Consider the following 15,395-nt stretch of genomic DNA (forward strand, 5'->3'; position numbering starts at 1 on the left):
TTACTCAAAGGTTATTGGTTCATACATTAAAAAAGATGAATATACTGCAAATTTATTAACATTAATTGGAAAGAATCTAGGAAATGAAAATTGTATAAAAATTTTTAATTTATCTCCTACAAAATACGAAATTCTTGAGTCCACCGCTAATAATTTTATTCAAAATTATATAGGACGATCTGATATCACTTTTGATGATGCTATATTGTCAGCTGCTTGCCCCGATCCTTTAAATACTTCAATATTAGGAGACCTAAATTATAATAATTATATTATAACCTTGGTTGAACACATATTATTACATAATTTACCGCTAATATTCAAGGCTATTGACATAGCATTATTGCTTATATATCCTATTTTTATGAGGTTTAAACCTCATCATTAAAATATAGCTAATCTTATAAACTTCAAAAATCTGTAAGTTATAGGAACAACTTAGTAATCAAGAGGTTCATTTTAGTTGAGTTACAACATGGAAAATACTACAGAAGAACAAATAATAATATCTGAGTTCAAAAATGATGAAGACACAGATGAAGAGGAGAAAAGATTAAAAGCAGAAGATTCACGGACGCAACTTAAAGCAATACTAATAATATTTGGCATTATTTTGACTGGTTTTTTAACTTTTACTTATTTCTTTTTTAATTACATAGAAGAAAAAGCGGAAGAATACAAACAACAGCAACAACAAGAAACTCAAAGCACTAATAAGAGTTGAATATTAGATTACCACACTTCTCCTTTAATTATGGTCTTATTGCATGGCTGCTATATCATTCCAGCAACGGCGGGAATGACATTAAGGGCATTTTCCGAGCCATGCAACAATACTGATCAAATTAGCTAGGATGACAGACTGATCCGCACAACAAGGTCCGCTCGCAATGACTATTTTTATACTGCCTTAAGTTTAGATTGCTTGAAATTAGTTTTATCAAAATCATAGATAAAATCTTTGATAATAGGCACTATAAACTGTTTAAATTTACTTCCGCTAAATACCCCGTAATGCCCTGCCCCTTTTTATAAATGGTATCTTTTCATTGATTCAGGTATATTTGAACAAAGTTTTAAAGCAGCTTTTGTTTGCCCTACCGCTGCAATATCATCTAATTCCCCTTCAATACCAAGTAAAGCACATTTAGTAATATGTTTTAAATCAATCGGATGCTTCTCAGAAACTAATTTACCTCTTGCTAACGAAAATTGTTGGAATACTTCATCTATAGTTTGTAAGTAAAACTCTACCGGCATATCCATATCTGCTAAATACTCATCATAAAATTTAATAGTATGATCGGCTTTTTTATAATCAGAATTTAATAAACTTTGCCATAATTCTAAATGTGAATCTATATGACGGAATAAGTTTAAACTCATAAAGCCGGCAAGTTGGAGGAATCCAGGATATACTTTTCTTCCATGTCCGGGATAGTTTGGCGGCACTTGCATTGTAACCATTTTGCAGAACCATTCTAAACTTTTACTTTGAGCGAATTCATTAACTGCCGTGGGATTTTTTCTAGCATCTATAGGACCGCTCATCAAAATCATCGAACTCAGCACATTTGGACTATTACTCTCCGACATTAAGCTAATGGTGGCAAGCAGTGGAACGGTAGGTTGGCAAACTGCCATAGTGTGAACATTTGATCCTATAAAATTGATAAACTCCATTACGTAATCAATATAATCATCCATATCAAAATGCCCTGCTTCAAGCGACACATAACTAGCTTCCGTCCAATCTGTAATATATAAATATCGGTATACGGTAATAATGCTTGTACGGTTGATCGAAGTAGTGTAGCGTGATGTCCCACCATGGGTGCTACTATTAATAATTTAGGTAGTTCTTTTTTAAAACCTATTTTCTGAAAATGCCTTAGTTCACAAAAAGGCTTTTTTAGTATAACTTTTTCATTAATGTTATAGGTTTTATCATCAATAATTGTTTCAAGAATATTAAATTCAGGTTTTTCATATGCTTCTTCTTCAGTTATATCATTTTCTTTGCTTACTTTATTTTTAAGGTTTGTTACTTGTTCATTATTAATTTGATAATCAGGATTTTGATTATAGTACAACCTTACTTGAGGTTCTGACTCTATTCTAATATTAGGCTTTGATTTCCACTCATTAAACCTACCTCTACTAATTTCACCTGCATAAGCCTTTATAACTTCCTTAATTTTTTCTTCTTGAGTTCTTGCTGCTATTATCCTCTTATTTCTACTTGCCGCCGCTTTACATCTGGCTTCTTCAGGATAATTTTCGACAAGCCATTCTGCTATTTTGTAGGGAGTAAATTTCTGATCTTCATGTTCTTTTAAAAAACCAATGATGGCATTTTTGCGATTAAATTCCATATCAAATATACTAATAATTGAAATACTATAAAATATACATATTATTTTAAAAATTTCAACTTTAAATTATCAAACTTGATGTTTTTATAAAGTATTATTTATATATTTTTCAAATTTAGAAAATAACGTGTTAAAGTTATGAGTAGTCACATTTGCTACTTCTTTAGAGGTAATATTTTTGAGTTCGGCAACTTTTTCGGCGACATACCTAACAAATGCCGGTTCGTTTTGTTTGCCTCGCATAGGAGTAGGAGCTAAGTAAGGAGTGTCGGTTTCTATTAATAACCTATCAAGCGGTATATATTTAACTATTTCCTGCAAATCGGTTGCATTCTTGAAAGTAATAATACCGGAAATTGAAATATATAAGCCGATATCTAGCATTTTTGCCGCTAGATTTTTTGAAGAGGTAAAGCAATGTATTAAACCTAGAAATTTGCTGTTACGCATTTCTGAGGTTAAAATGTCAATAGTATCTTCGTCTGCTTCTCTTGTATGAACAATAACAGGCAGGCATGTACTAGACGCTGCATGTATATGTGCTACTAGTGAATCTTTTTGTAATTTTTTATCGTAAGGCTGATGATAATAATCAAGCCCCGTTTCACCGATTCCGATAATTTTCGGATGCTGGGTTAGCATAATAATTGCCTCAGCGTCATTGCGAGGAAAAACGTAGTCTTGACGTGGCAATCTTGTCCAAGCTTCCTGAGATTGCCACAGCACTTGCAGTGCTTCGCAATGACTAATAGAAGAATTCACTTCACAAGGATGCACCCCAACACTCGCAAAAACATTTTCATATTTTTCGGCTATTTCTAAAACAATCGGGACATCTTCAAGCTTAGTGCAGATAGTTTGCATATACTGCACATTATTTTCTAACGCTCTTTGAATGATAGAATCTAAAAGCACTGTGTCATACCATGGCTTGACCACGGTATCCAGAAAACAACTAATATTAGTTGTTTTAATATTTTTACTGGATCCCACGATCGAGTCGCGAGATGACAAGTTACTAAGTAAATTAAGATGACAATGTGAATCTATCAAAATATTATTATTCATATTTTTAGTATTTGTGCCTAAGTTAAGCGTATTCTATGTCATTCCCGCGAAAGGCTTGCTTGCGTGGATCGGTAAAACCTACTCTGTCATCCCGCGACTTGATCGCGGGATGACAGAACACTAAGCATCTTCTGCTCTTGGAAATATTATGGTAGGTTCTAAAATATTGCTACCCGCCGTTAAAGTATAATCACGTATTAAATGCTTAAATAGACGTTCTTCTTTATTTACCCCTAACTGATCTAGCATTTTGTTTGCTGAACTCGGCACAAAAGGTTGAAGCATTATAGCAATATAGCGTAAAACCTCTAGTAAAGCGTATAACACCTCTAACATCTTATCAGGATCGGTTTTTTTCAAATTCCAAGGTGCTTCGCTATCAATATAGATATTTGCCTCTTCGGCCAAATTAATAATATTTTCAAGAATTTTATTAATCTCTATTTTTTCCATCAACAAAATATTCTGCTCGGTAAATTTAATTGCGGTTTTTAAAATCGGTAGCTCATATATTTTATCTATGATATCTTGCATAAGTAGCGGCACTTTGCCGTCATTATTTTTATAAATAAAAGATGTAGTACGCTGTAATAAATTACCTATCTTGTTTGATAGCTCGCTATTAATACGAGTAATTAAATTACTACGAGCAAAATTACCGTCCGCACCAAAAGTTACTTCACGCATCAGAAAATACCTAACTTGATCAACGCCGAATTCATTAATTAACTTAATCGGATCAATGGTATTACCAAGAGATTTAGAGATTTTCTGCCCCTCATTCGTCCACCAACCATGAGCCATAATTGTCTTCGGCAATGGAATTTCAGCAGCCATTAAGAAAGCAGGCCAATAAACGGCATGAAAACGTAAGATATCTTTACCTACTACATGTAAATCAGCTGGCCAAAACTTACCGTAATTACTTTGTTCATCATGATAACCGAGTGCCGAAATATAATTAGCCAGTGCATCAAGCCAAACATAAATCACATGTTTTGCATCATTTGGAACTTTTATTCCCCAGTTAAAAGTAGTACGCGATACCGATAAATCTTTTAGACCTGATTTAACAAAGCTAATTACTTCGTTACGCCTTGATATAGGTCTAATAAAATCAGGGTTTGCTTCATAAAACTCAAGTAATTTATCTTGCCATTTTGAAAGATTAAAGAAATAGCTTGGTTCTTTAACCCATTCAACAGGTGCTCCCGTCGGTGCTAAACCGTCACTCGTAAGTTCCGACTCATCAAAAAAAGCCTCATCTCGCACTGCATACCATCCTTCATAAAAACCCTCATAAATAGTGCCGTTATCTAGTAATTTCTGCCAAAAAACAGCTACAGCTTCTTTATGCCTGTTCTCCGTTGTTCTGATAAAATCATCATTGGAAATATGTATAGCAGTCATCAGATGACGAAAACTTTCCGATGTCTGATCGGTAAATTTTTGTGGGTCAATATTTTTATTCATAGCTGCTTTTTCTACTTTCTGCCCATGTTCGTCAGTACCTGTTAAAAACATTACATCGAAACCGCTAAGACGCATGAAACGGGCGATTACGTCACTTGCAACGCTAGTATAAGCATGACCGATATGAGGAACATCGTTAACGTAATATATAGGGGTTGTGATATAGTAAGTATTCTTCATAAATGCTTTTTTATTAACTCATGTACTTCAAGCGGATTTAAATCTGAAGCTTTAATTGTTTTTATTCTCTCAGGAAATCTATTACTTAATTCTTTAAAGCAATCATAGATTTTTATAAAAAAATCTATACCTCTTATGTCAAATTTATTGCTCATATTTCGTAAATTTACTCTCTTAATAGCAGTATTCAGCCCTACGTCAATAAAGAACGTAATATCCGGCATAAGAGGAGGCATTAAAGTTTTGTGCAGATTATAAACTAAATCTATGCCGTTTTCTAGCTCTAATCCTTGATAACATGCCGTTGAGTCAATAAACCTATCACATATTACAATATGTCCCTCTTGCAGAGCCGGTATAATTTTCCGTGCCATATGATCATAACGTGCTGCCATAGCTTGTAAAAGCTCGGACATGGGTAGTAATTCTTCATGTACTAGAATTTCACGCATTTTTTCGGCGACTAAGGTACCGCCGACTTCACGAGTTAAAATAACGGGAGTATTTTGAGATTTTAAATATTCATAGAGCATTTGAGATTGGGTAGATTTGCCGATTCCCTCTCCTCCCTCAAATGTAATAAACTTTCCTTGTTTCAAATTATTCATTAATTATAATTACTTTAAGCTATAACTTTATAATCATATCTCTTAAAAAAATATTTACAAGGAAGATTACATACTTATAATCCATTATAAATTTTAAATTATTAATATATGAATAATTCGTTAAGCAAAAGGGATATTTCTATCCTAATTGGTAATGCGATGGATCATTTTGATACCGCACTTTATGGGTTTCTAGCCCCTCTACTTGCAAGCATATTCTTTCCAAATCATGATAAAGTCGTCGCCTTAATACTTACTTATAGTGTTCTTGCTACCTCTTTATTTACACGTCCAATCGGTTCTTATTTTTTCGGTGTTATTGCTAAAAGATACGGCGGGGTTTTTGCTTTATCTCACTCTTTGATTGGAGTTGCTTTAACAACTAGCCTAATCGGTCTAATACCTTCTCATACCCAAATAGGTTGGCTTGCACCGCTATTATTAGTTGTGCTTAGAACATTGCAAGGAGTATATTCCGAGGGTGAATGTGCTATTGCTAAATTATATATTCTAGAGAATAAAACCGAAACAAAAGCATTTAAAGTTTCTTACCTTTATCAAACTTCTACTATGGTCGGTATTATTCTTGCTTCATTTATCAGCACTATAATTTTAAATGTAGAGTATAATGAATATTGGCGGTTATGTTTTATATTCAGCGGTTTTACGTCTCTTGTAGGTTATTTTTTAAGGAAGAGCGAGGATATTATATGCCATGCCTCCACTCCTCTATGTCATTCCCACTTTCGCGGGAATCCAGTAATTAAAAAAATGACATTTTTACATGATCTCGTTACAATTTGGAACAGTAAACTAAGTATCTTACGTATTAGTTTTGCCGTAGGTTTCTCATATATGACCTACATTGTACCTTTTGTATTTATGAACAGCTTTATTCCGCTTATCACTGATATATCACTCGAAACAATGATGAAATTTAATACCGAGTTTCTGATTTTTGATATGGTGATAATTCCGATAATTGGCCATCTAACAAAAAAATTCCATTACCTTAAAATATTAAAGGGTACTCTTATTATAATGAGCTTAAGCATAATTCCTTTATGGCTGTTCTTGAATAATTCGTCTATATGGTATGTTAATTTTATGCGTATTTGGATTATAATACTTGGTGTCGGCTTCTTAGCACCTTTAAATTGCTGGTTAAATGATCTATTCAAAACTGCCGATAAATATATGTTAGTAGGTATCGGCAGTAGTATAGGCTCTTCATTAATCGGACGTCTTACCCCGTCAATCTGCCTAATACTATGGCATGTAACAGGTAACTCTTTATCAATTGCAGTTTATATAACTGCAATCTCGATGGTAACACTATGGGCTGTGAGAGTAAAAACTTAACAAAATGCTAAGCCTAAAAGTACCCCGACATAATTATTTGCTCTGAACCTTGTCATGCAATCAACAGGGTTCTCAATATCAAGAGTTGCTACTTGCAATACCAACAGAATTAAAGCAGTTACAATAGGTAGGTAGTCGATATTATGATTAGCTATCTTTATTGATAAAATAAATAACAATATAAAACCTATATAACATATATAAAGCCAAAACTTAGGATGCTTGTTCTCTAAATATATGCTTAAAGATTTCACTCCTATTTTCTTATCATCTTTTATATCCATATATCCGTAAATCGTATCATAGCCGGTTGCCCAAAAGCAGCATGCTAAATACATAATAATCGCTGCCATATCAAGTTTATCCTGAACTGCCGCATATGCTATTAATGCCCCTAGCTTAAAAGTAAATCCCATCAATATTTGCGGGAAATAAGTAATACGTTTCATTAACGGGTATAGGCTAATCATTATTACAGTAAAAAAACCCGTATATATGGCTGTTTTACTTAAAAGTAGCAAAATATAAAGTGAGATAACGCTAAGAATAAAGAGTATAAAAATAGCATAAAAGACAGGTAAAGCACCGCTTGCTAAAGGTCGATCTTTAGTTCTTACGACATGCTTATCAAATTTCCGATCAAATATATCGTTAATAATACATCCGCTACTCCTTGTCGTTATGCTACCTAAAATAAATAACGGTAATAAATGAGCTAATTCCGTGTTAGAAGGATTTGCAAGCAATAATCCAAATGAAGCAGGGAAAAAAACCAGCAAATAAGCTACCGGCTTATCTGCACGCATTAATTTTAAAGTAAGTAACAGTTTGTTTAGCATTTCTATTTTCTTATTAATTCTTTAGCGAGTTCTGCTTCTAATTCCTCAATGGTTGGGAGTTCATTTTTTATCTCTTTAGGTAAATTTTCAGTTATTTTGTACTCTGCAAGTCCAATAGGTTTACTTATATCACGTAATGCATATTCAGCAAGTACATTATTCTTTGATTTGCATAAAATTAACCCTATAGAAGGATTATCGTTTGGATGCTTTAAAGATCATCTACAACCGATAAATAAAAATTCATTTTACCGGCATATTCCGGTTTAAAATCCTTATCTTTAAGCTCAATTACTACAAAACAACGAAGTTTTAAATGATAGAATTAATACATCAATATAGAAGTCTTGCTCTCCCACTTCTAAATGATATTGTCTGCCAACAAAAGCAAAACCTGCTCTAAGTTCAATTAAAAATTTTTCTATATGTTCAGTTAATCCTTTTTCTACTTCCCTTTCCTGTGCTTCATTCCCTACACTTAAAAAATCAAAAATATAAGGGTCTTTAAGTGTATAATGAGCTAAATCAGATTAAGGAGAAGCTAGTTTACTTTGAAAGTTTGTTATTGCTTGTCCTTGCCTTTTATGTAACTCAAGTTCGATTTGCATAGTTTAAGTACACTACGTGACCAACCATGTTCAACAGTTTTTTTCATATAAAAGATTTGGTGTTTTCTATCTTTTACTTTATCTAGTAACAGAACTATATGAAACCATGGCAATTGTGCAGCAACCTGCTGCACAATTTCTAAATCCCTATACTCTTCAGCAAAACGTCTCATATATTTAAGATTTCTGTTGCTAAATCCTTTCATTTTAGGAAATGCAAAATGTAGATCACGGCTTAAATTATCTATTACTTTAGCACCCCAGCCATATTTTTCTTGTCGTTTAAGAATTTCATTACCTATATGATGATAGAGCTTTATTAGCTCGTTATTTACTGACCTTGCAGCTTTATAACGACTTTCAGATACTCGAATTTTTAATTGCTCTACAAATTCTAAATATTCAGAGGTAATAATATGTGTATTCATAGAATTTTTATTAAATAAGATTTAATTATAGGACTGTTAATAAAGTTAATTTTTAATTAATGGTTAAAATTTTTTCTAATAGATACTATATAATTTATAAAATACGCTACGAGATAAAGCTACTAAATATTTTATGGTCAAAAAATTAAAACATGATTCATTAGTAAAAATAATAATGACTGATCTGGTAGCAGCTGAGGAGTTTTTAGAATATTATTTGCCTAGCGATTTTAAGAAGCTAGTAGATTTATCAAAAATAACGGTAGAACAAGAAAGCTACATAGAAGAATCTTTAAACAAGAAATATAGTGATTATAGTATATAAAATTAGCACCAAGAGTAAAGAAGTGGCATTTGTTTATATATTAATAGAGGCCCAATCAACAATTGATTATTGGATGGCTTTGCGGCTATGGAAATATACGCTATTATTATGTGAAAGACATAAGAAAGAAATAAATTGCCGCTAGTTTATAATTTAGTTATTTACAACTGTAAAGAAATTTATAATGCTCCAAGAAATCTGTGGAGTTTATTTACTGATAGTGTGATGGCAAAGAAATTAATGACGGAAGATTATCAGTTAGTAGATTTGCAAGCTATGTCAAATGATGAAATCGTCAAGAAAAAGGTTATATTTACCTTAGGTCATTCTTGTGGTACACTGACGCAAAATTATCAGAACAAAAACAACCGGAATTAGTACAAGTATTTACTAAGCATTTATCATCTAAAGATAAGGATAATATTATGAGAACAGTAGCTGAAAAATATATAGATGAAGGAATGGAAAAAGGCATCGCAATAGGCAAAGCTAAAGGTGAACATAATAAGGCAGTAATTATAGCAAAAGAAATGTTCACTCAGGACTTTAAAATTCCTGTTATTGCCAAAATTACAGGTCTTCAAGAAACTTTTGTTCGCTCAATTGTAAAAAGTAATTAATCGTGCAAGCACCACTTGCACAAATCCTAAATATCCATATCCTCCTAAAGAAAAGCATATATTGTCATAATCACATATAACCTTTATAATAACATTCTTGAATCAACTACAAAATCTATGAAAGAATTTCCAAAAAATTATAATTTTACCGAAAATGAAAAAAAATGGCAGCAAATTTGGCAAGAGCAGCAAATTTATGCGTATGATCCAAATATTTCAAAAGAAGAAACATTTATAGTAGATACACCGCCTCCGACTGTTTCAGGACAACTACATATCGGGCATGTTTACAGCTATACACAAACAGATTTTATTGTACGCTTCCAGCGTATGATCGGTAAAAATATCTTTTACCCTATGGGTTTTGACGATAACGGGCTACCGACCGAGAGACTTGTTGAAAAGCAGAAACAGATCAAAGCTTATAATACGGGAAGAGACGAGTTTATAAAAATTTGCGAAGAGGTAGTAGCAAGTGAAGAAGAAAAATTTAGAAGTCTATTTAACCAAATAGCTTTATCGGTTGATTGGAGTTTAGAGTACCAAACTATCAGTCCGTTATCACGAAAAATATCGCAAATGTCTTTTCTTGATTTAGTACAAAAAGAGGAAGTTTATCGTGCTAATCAACCGATTTTATGGGATCCAGTAGATGGTACAGCTCTTGCCCAAGCCGATATTGAGGATAAGGAAAAAACCTCTTTCATGAATTATATTACGTTTAAAACCAAGCAAGGAGAACCGCTTACTATAGCAACTACAAGACCTGAATTATTACCGGCTTGCGTAGCCGTATTTTATCACCCTGACGATAGACGTTATAAGCATCTAGCAGGTAAATCAGCTATAATCCCGCTTTTTAATGAGAAAGTTCCAATGCTTGCTGATCCTTTAGTACAACAAGATAAAGGTACGGGGCTGGTAATGTGCTGTACGTTTGGCGATCAAACGGATATTACTTGGTGGAAGACACATAATCTACCTTTAAAAACAATTATCACTAAAAAAGGTACAATAGACTTCCAACATGCAACTTCTATAGACGGATTGAAAATTAAAGAAGCTCGAACAAAAATAATAGATATTTTAAAAGAACAAGAGTTGCTTATTAAACAAGAAGAAATAACTCATACCGTTAAATGTGCCGAGAGGTCAGGTTCACCGCTTGAAATTTTAACCGTCCCGCAATGGTTCGTTAAAACGATATCACATAAAGAAGCATTACTTAACAGAGCAAACGAGTTAAACTGGCGTCCTAACAATATGAAAATTCGCTTAGAGAATTGGATTAATGCCATTAGCTGGGATTGGTGCATAAGTAGGCAACGTTATTTCGGTGTACCATTTCCTGTTTGGTACTCTAAAAGAGTCGGTGAGGAAGGTAAGATTTTATATGCCGATATTTCGCAGCTACCTGTCGATCCGTTAAAAGATTTACCTATAGGTTATAGTAAGGAAGAAGTAGAACCTGATTTGGACGTTATGGATACTTGGGCAACAAGTTCCGTTTCACCTCAACTTTCTACTCATGGCATTTCTGATGATTTCGCTGTGAATAAAGATAGACACGATAAATTATTTCCGATGGATTTAAGACCTCAAGCACACGAAATTATCAGAACTTGGGCATTTTATACTATCTTAAAAGCTCATTTACACCAAAATACTCTACCGTGGAAAAACATCATGGTAAGCGGTTGGTGTTTAGCTGAAGATCGAAGTAAAATGTCAAAATCTAAGGACAATGTTTTAGTTCCTGAAACACTGCTAGAACAATACGGTTCCGACGTAATACGTTATTGGTCAGCAAATTCAAAGCTAGGTGCTGATACCGCCTATTCTGAAGACGTTATGAAAAACGGCAAAAGGCTTGTTAACAAGCTATGGAATGCTGCTAAATTTGTTTCTATACATTTTGATAAACTGAAAGGTGAAGATAAAAAAACAAAGCTTTTAGATATTAAAGAAAAAATCACTAACGAATTTGATCAGTGGATGATTAATAAACTAGTGGAATTAGTTAATACGGCAAAAAATGAGTTACAAAACTATGAATATGCAAATGCTATGCATCTGACGGAAAAGTTTTTTTGGGCGGTATTTTGTGATAATTATTTAGAAATAAGCAAAACAAGAAGCTATGACGAGAAAAACAAAAATCCACAAGGACAATATAGTAGCATATTAACTTTATATCATGTTATGCAAACGTTACTAAAACTATTTGCACCTTTCATGCCGCATATTACCGAAGAATTATACCAAATATTATATAGTGAAAATTCTATTCACGTTAAAGGTAACTGGATTAATTATGGTGACTTAAACTATGAAATCGATGCAAAAGGAGCAGAAGGGCTGCTTGAAATACTAGATATCGTCAGAAAATTCAAAGCTGAGAAGAATCTATCTATAAAAGCTCCAATAAAATTGCTTGAAGTTAGCGGCATAGTATTATCTGCAGAATTAGCAGAAGATTTAAAAAACGTCACATCGGCAGAAGCAATACAATTTGAGATGAAAGATGATAAAATTAAAGTCAATGTTATTCTTTAAAAATATTACAGGTTTAATATTACTTATATTTGCCGGTATATTTTTTTATGCTTATATATTAGAACATGACTGGCGATATGTAACCTTAAGTGATGAACAAGTAAAAAAATACAGGATTAGCGAGAAAAAAGCTATGGCCCTTTATCAGCTAATGAAAGACACTCATGAGCTACTTGGTAAGAATAATATTAATTATTGGATAGAAGGCGGCACTCTGCTTGGAGCCGTTAGACATCAAGGCATAATTCCTTTTGACGATGATTTAGATATTGGTATTATGCATGAAGACGAAATCTTTCTGCAGCAAATATTACCACAATTTGAACAACTAGGTTATACTGTTTCCTACGAGAGAGCTTATAATATATGCAAAAAAGCTTGTTTAGATATTTTCATTTTTCATAAAGAACAAAACAAATTTATATATACTAATTTAGCGGCTCGCGATAAGTATCCAAAGAGTTCATTTTATGATAATGAATTATATCCTTTAAAAAAATATAAATTCGGTAGTATAGAGGTTTACGGTCCCGCTGATCCTATAGGAAATCTAAATAGGCAATATCCGGAATGGGATAAGTATGCAGTGATAGAGCATTCCCATAGCTTACATTTACCTTTTTTATCGAATATCGAGAAAAAAACCAAATTTATATTAACGCCGGAATTGTTAAAACCGGCTCAGCCTTTTAGTCCTTTAGAGGATAGAATAAGTTTTTAAACAAATTGAGATAAAGAAGTAATAGCCGGTTGTTTTAAACAAATTAAAAAAAATATTATATCAGCAGGGAAAATGTAATTTAAGGTTCAAGGTGATAAAATTAAAGTCGATATTATCCTTTAAAAATATTTTACGCTTAATTCTTACTATTTTCGTCGGTATATTGTGTTATGCTTATCTACTAGAACATAATTGGCGATATGTATTCTTAAGCGATGAACAAGTAAAGAGATATAGAATTAGTGAGAAAACAGCACTTAGCCTTTATCAGCTAATGAAAGATACTCATGAGCTACTTGGTAAGAATAATATTAATTATTGGATAGAAGGCGGCACTCTGCTTGGAGCCGTTAGACATCAAGGCATAATTCCTTTTGACGATGATTTAGATATTGGTATTATGCATGAAGACGAAATACGCCTACAGCAAATATTGCCGCAATTTGAACAATTAGGATATTGTGTTAAACATAATAAAATTTATGTAATTTGTGGAGGAAGATGCTTAGATATTTTCGTATTTCATAAAGAAAATGATAAATTTGTTCATTTTAATCACAGTATGCGTAATAAATATCCAAATGATTTTTTTTATGATTATGAGCTATACCCTTTAAAAAAATATAAATTTGGTAGTATAGAAGTATATGGCCCATCTGAATATAAAGAGCATTTGAATAGACAATATCTAGAATGGGATAAATATGCAATAATATACAGCCCTCATAGCTTACATTTACCTTTTTTATCGAATATCGAGAAAAAAACCAAATTTATATTAACGCCGGAATTGTTAAAACCGGCTCAGCCACTCGGACCGCTAGAAGATAAAGTGAATATAATCAATTCAGCTACATTTATTGGTATGTGCGAGGATACAGCTTATAATTAAATGTCGAATTGGTAATGACTCTTTCGATATAAGCAACGAAATAGTCATATGATTTACATATGTAAACAAAGACAATTTCTTTATACGTTTAACCAGATTACCTTTTTTACAAAAATTCGTATTAAATAAGTTGAGATCAGAAAGTAATAGCCGGTACTATCCATAAACCCGATTTATCAAAGCAAGAGGTAGAAATAGCTTGTTTATTTTGAATTACTTGAAAACTAAACTCAGGTTTAAGTAATTCATGGAAATATTTTAAGTTTGAAGAAACGGCTGAGTCACTTACTTGTGCTTCCACTAAAATCCAAGGTTGGTTATCTTTTGTTATTACTAAATCGACTTCACGTTTTTGTTTATCACGAAGATAGTATAAACCAAAATCACCAAGCCCTGTTTCGTTCCAAAAATATACGGCTTTTAAAAGGTGAGAAGCTATAAGATTTTCAAACCTCGCTCCTATATCTTTTATTTGCGACCAATCCCAAAGGTAATATTTAGGCTCTTTTATTAAGCTTTTTACAACATTTTTAGACCAAGGTTTGATCGCAAAACAATAATAATGTTTTTCTAGCAAAGAGAGCCATCTTCTTATTGTTTGGTCTGAAACCCTAACTTTGTTAGCAAGATTTGTATAGCTTATTAATGAACCGGCTTGTTCGTTTATAATGCTAGCAAGCAATTCTAATGCATAAATATTATTGATATCTTCAGTATTTCTTATATCTTCTCTAAATAATTGCTCGAATCTTTGATTACTCCATATTCTATGAAATTGAGCAGTTGCTTTTAAATAGCTTTCTGCAAATCCTCCAAAATTTATTAGAGCTTCAAATTCATCTATAGTGATATTTTTTGGGCTTTTTATATAATCAATGTTATTATCAAAATTTTTAGCTATTTCAGATACCGATAACGGATGCACGGTTAAATTTATATAACGCCCCATTAGGCTATCGCCGCCTTTTTTGTATATATTTAATTTGGCACTACCTGTTATAATAAATTCAATATTTTCTCCGAATTTATCATAAAATCCTTTTACAAGATTTTTCCAATCTTTATATTTATGAATTTCATCTAATATTAAGCACGGTTTCTTATCGGGTATAGTAGAAAGTAGATTTTCAAAAAGTTCTGTGTGTTTATTTAAGATTTTATTTCTATCTTCTAGATAATCCCAATTTAGGTAAATTGAATTAGGATTAGGCTTAATTACTTGTTTTGATATTGTAGTTTTTCCTACTTGTCTTGCTCCGCTTATAAATACAAGCCTTACCGTAATTTGTTAGATATTCTTCAACTTGCTTTTTATATAACCTATCCATTATAATATCTCT

10 protein-coding genes and 4 pseudogenes are annotated in these 15,395 nt (G+C 32.5%); 6 read left to right on the forward strand and 8 right to left on the reverse strand.

The features are described from left to right. The first annotated feature begins 475 nt into the window (after positions 1–475). Positions 476–724 carry an RP671a family tick cell line-upregulated protein gene (locus RAS_RS06235; protein WP_147143280.1) on the forward strand — a complete coding sequence of 83 codons (249 nt, stop codon included), beginning with the start codon at positions 476–478 and terminating at the stop codon, positions 722–724. Between the two features lie 176 nt (positions 725–900). On the opposite strand, the pseudogene phaZ reads toward RAS_RS06235, so the two are convergent. The 4 genes and pseudogenes from phaZ to tmk all read right to left on the reverse strand — a co-directional run. Beyond that, a pseudogene (gene phaZ, locus RAS_RS06240) lies at positions 901–1,991 on the reverse strand (polyhydroxyalkanoate depolymerase); the annotation flags it as partial. A 468-nt stretch (positions 1,992–2,459) separates the two neighbouring features. Continuing rightward, a complete protein-coding gene (locus tag RAS_RS06250) occupies positions 2,460–3,431 on the reverse strand; it encodes a TatD family hydrolase (protein WP_147144120.1) in 972 nt (323 codons plus the stop codon). A 132-nt stretch (positions 3,432–3,563) separates the two neighbouring features. After that, a complete protein-coding gene (gene metG, locus RAS_RS06255) occupies positions 3,564–5,096 on the reverse strand; it encodes a methionine--tRNA ligase (RefSeq protein ID WP_147143283.1) in 1,533 nt (510 codons plus the stop codon). Further along, positions 5,093–5,704 carry a dTMP kinase gene (tmk, locus tag RAS_RS06260; RefSeq protein WP_147143286.1) on the reverse strand — a complete coding sequence of 204 codons (612 nt, stop codon included), beginning with the start codon at positions 5,702–5,704 and terminating at the stop codon, positions 5,093–5,095. The genes metG and tmk overlap by 4 nt, the downstream gene beginning before the upstream one ends. Before the next feature lie 108 nt (positions 5,705–5,812). Here tmk and RAS_RS06265 point away from each other — a divergent pair, with 108 nt between their 5' ends. Then, positions 5,813–7,066, forward strand: coding sequence for an MFS transporter (locus tag RAS_RS06265; RefSeq protein WP_147143289.1), 1,254 nt, complete (start codon positions 5,813–5,815; stop codon positions 7,064–7,066). Here the strand turns inward: RAS_RS06265 and ubiA are convergent. Beyond that, entirely contained in the window at positions 7,063–7,905 is an 843-nt protein-coding gene (ubiA, locus tag RAS_RS06270; protein ID WP_010421541.1) for a 4-hydroxybenzoate octaprenyltransferase, read from the reverse strand. The two genes, RAS_RS06265 and ubiA, sit on opposite strands and share 4 nt — an antisense overlap. Positions 7,906–7,907: 2 nt before the next feature. Beyond that, positions 7,908–8,941: pseudogene (locus RAS_RS10795) on the reverse strand (PDDEXK nuclease domain-containing protein). 133 nt (positions 8,942–9,074) lie between these two features. Here RAS_RS10795 and RAS_RS06280 point away from each other — a divergent pair. The 4 genes and pseudogenes from RAS_RS06280 (at position 9,075) to RAS_RS06295 (ending at position 14,055) form a co-directional block, all read left to right on the forward strand. Further along, positions 9,075–9,886, forward strand: a pseudogene (locus RAS_RS06280) (Rpn family recombination-promoting nuclease/putative transposase). A 117-nt stretch (positions 9,887–10,003) separates the two neighbouring features. Then, positions 10,004–12,442 (forward strand): valine--tRNA ligase, encoded by a 2,439-nt coding sequence (locus RAS_RS06285; RefSeq protein ID WP_147143292.1) that lies wholly within the window; start codon positions 10,004–10,006, stop codon positions 12,440–12,442. Further along, positions 12,411–13,163 (forward strand): LicD family protein, encoded by a 753-nt coding sequence (locus RAS_RS06290; RefSeq protein WP_147143294.1) that lies wholly within the window; start codon positions 12,411–12,413, stop codon positions 13,161–13,163. The genes RAS_RS06285 and RAS_RS06290 overlap by 32 nt, the downstream gene beginning before the upstream one ends. Positions 13,164–13,254: 91 nt before the next feature. Further along, positions 13,255–14,055: a LicD family protein gene (locus RAS_RS06295; protein ID WP_147143297.1), complete on the forward strand. Its 801-nt coding sequence runs from the start codon at positions 13,255–13,257 to the stop codon at positions 14,053–14,055. Between the two features lie 136 nt (positions 14,056–14,191). On the opposite strand, the gene RAS_RS06300 is transcribed toward RAS_RS06295, so the two are convergent. Together RAS_RS06300 and RAS_RS10050 are read right to left on the reverse strand one after the other, a co-directional pair. Continuing rightward, entirely contained in the window at positions 14,192–15,004 is an 813-nt protein-coding gene (locus tag RAS_RS06300; protein ID WP_232049192.1) for an ATP-binding protein, read from the reverse strand. Between the two features lie 9 nt (positions 15,005–15,013). After that, positions 15,014–15,340 (reverse strand): annotated as a pseudogene (locus RAS_RS10050) (ATP-binding protein); the annotation flags it as partial. Positions 15,341–15,395 lie beyond the last annotated feature (55 nt).

This window comes from Rickettsia asiatica, assembly GCF_007989425.1.
Lineage (GTDB): Bacteria > Pseudomonadota > Alphaproteobacteria > Rickettsiales > Rickettsiaceae > Rickettsia > Rickettsia helvetica.

Excerpts from the sequence above, each read along its gene's own strand:
- RAS_RS06235 (WP_147143280.1), top strand. The coding sequence starts at position 476 with ATGGAAAATACTACAGAAGAACAAATAATAATATCTGAGTTCAAAAAT.
- metG (WP_147143283.1), bottom strand. The coding sequence starts at position 5,096 with ATGAAGAATACTTACTATATCACAACCCCTATATATTACGTTAACGAT.
- tmk (WP_147143286.1), bottom strand. The coding sequence starts at position 5,704 with ATGAATAATTTGAAACAAGGAAAGTTTATTACATTTGAGGGAGGAGAG.
- RAS_RS06265 (WP_147143289.1), top strand. The coding sequence starts at position 5,813 with ATGAATAATTCGTTAAGCAAAAGGGATATTTCTATCCTAATTGGTAAT.
- ubiA (WP_010421541.1), bottom strand. The coding sequence starts at position 7,905 with ATGCTAAACAAACTGTTACTTACTTTAAAATTAATGCGTGCAGATAAG.
- RAS_RS06285 (WP_147143292.1), top strand. The coding sequence starts at position 10,004 with ATGAAAGAATTTCCAAAAAATTATAATTTTACCGAAAATGAAAAAAAA.
- RAS_RS06290 (WP_147143294.1), top strand. The coding sequence starts at position 12,411 with ATGATAAAATTAAAGTCAATGTTATTCTTTAAAAATATTACAGGTTTA.
- RAS_RS06300 (WP_232049192.1), bottom strand. The coding sequence starts at position 15,004 with ATGGGGCGTTATATAAATTTAACCGTGCATCCGTTATCGGTATCTGAA.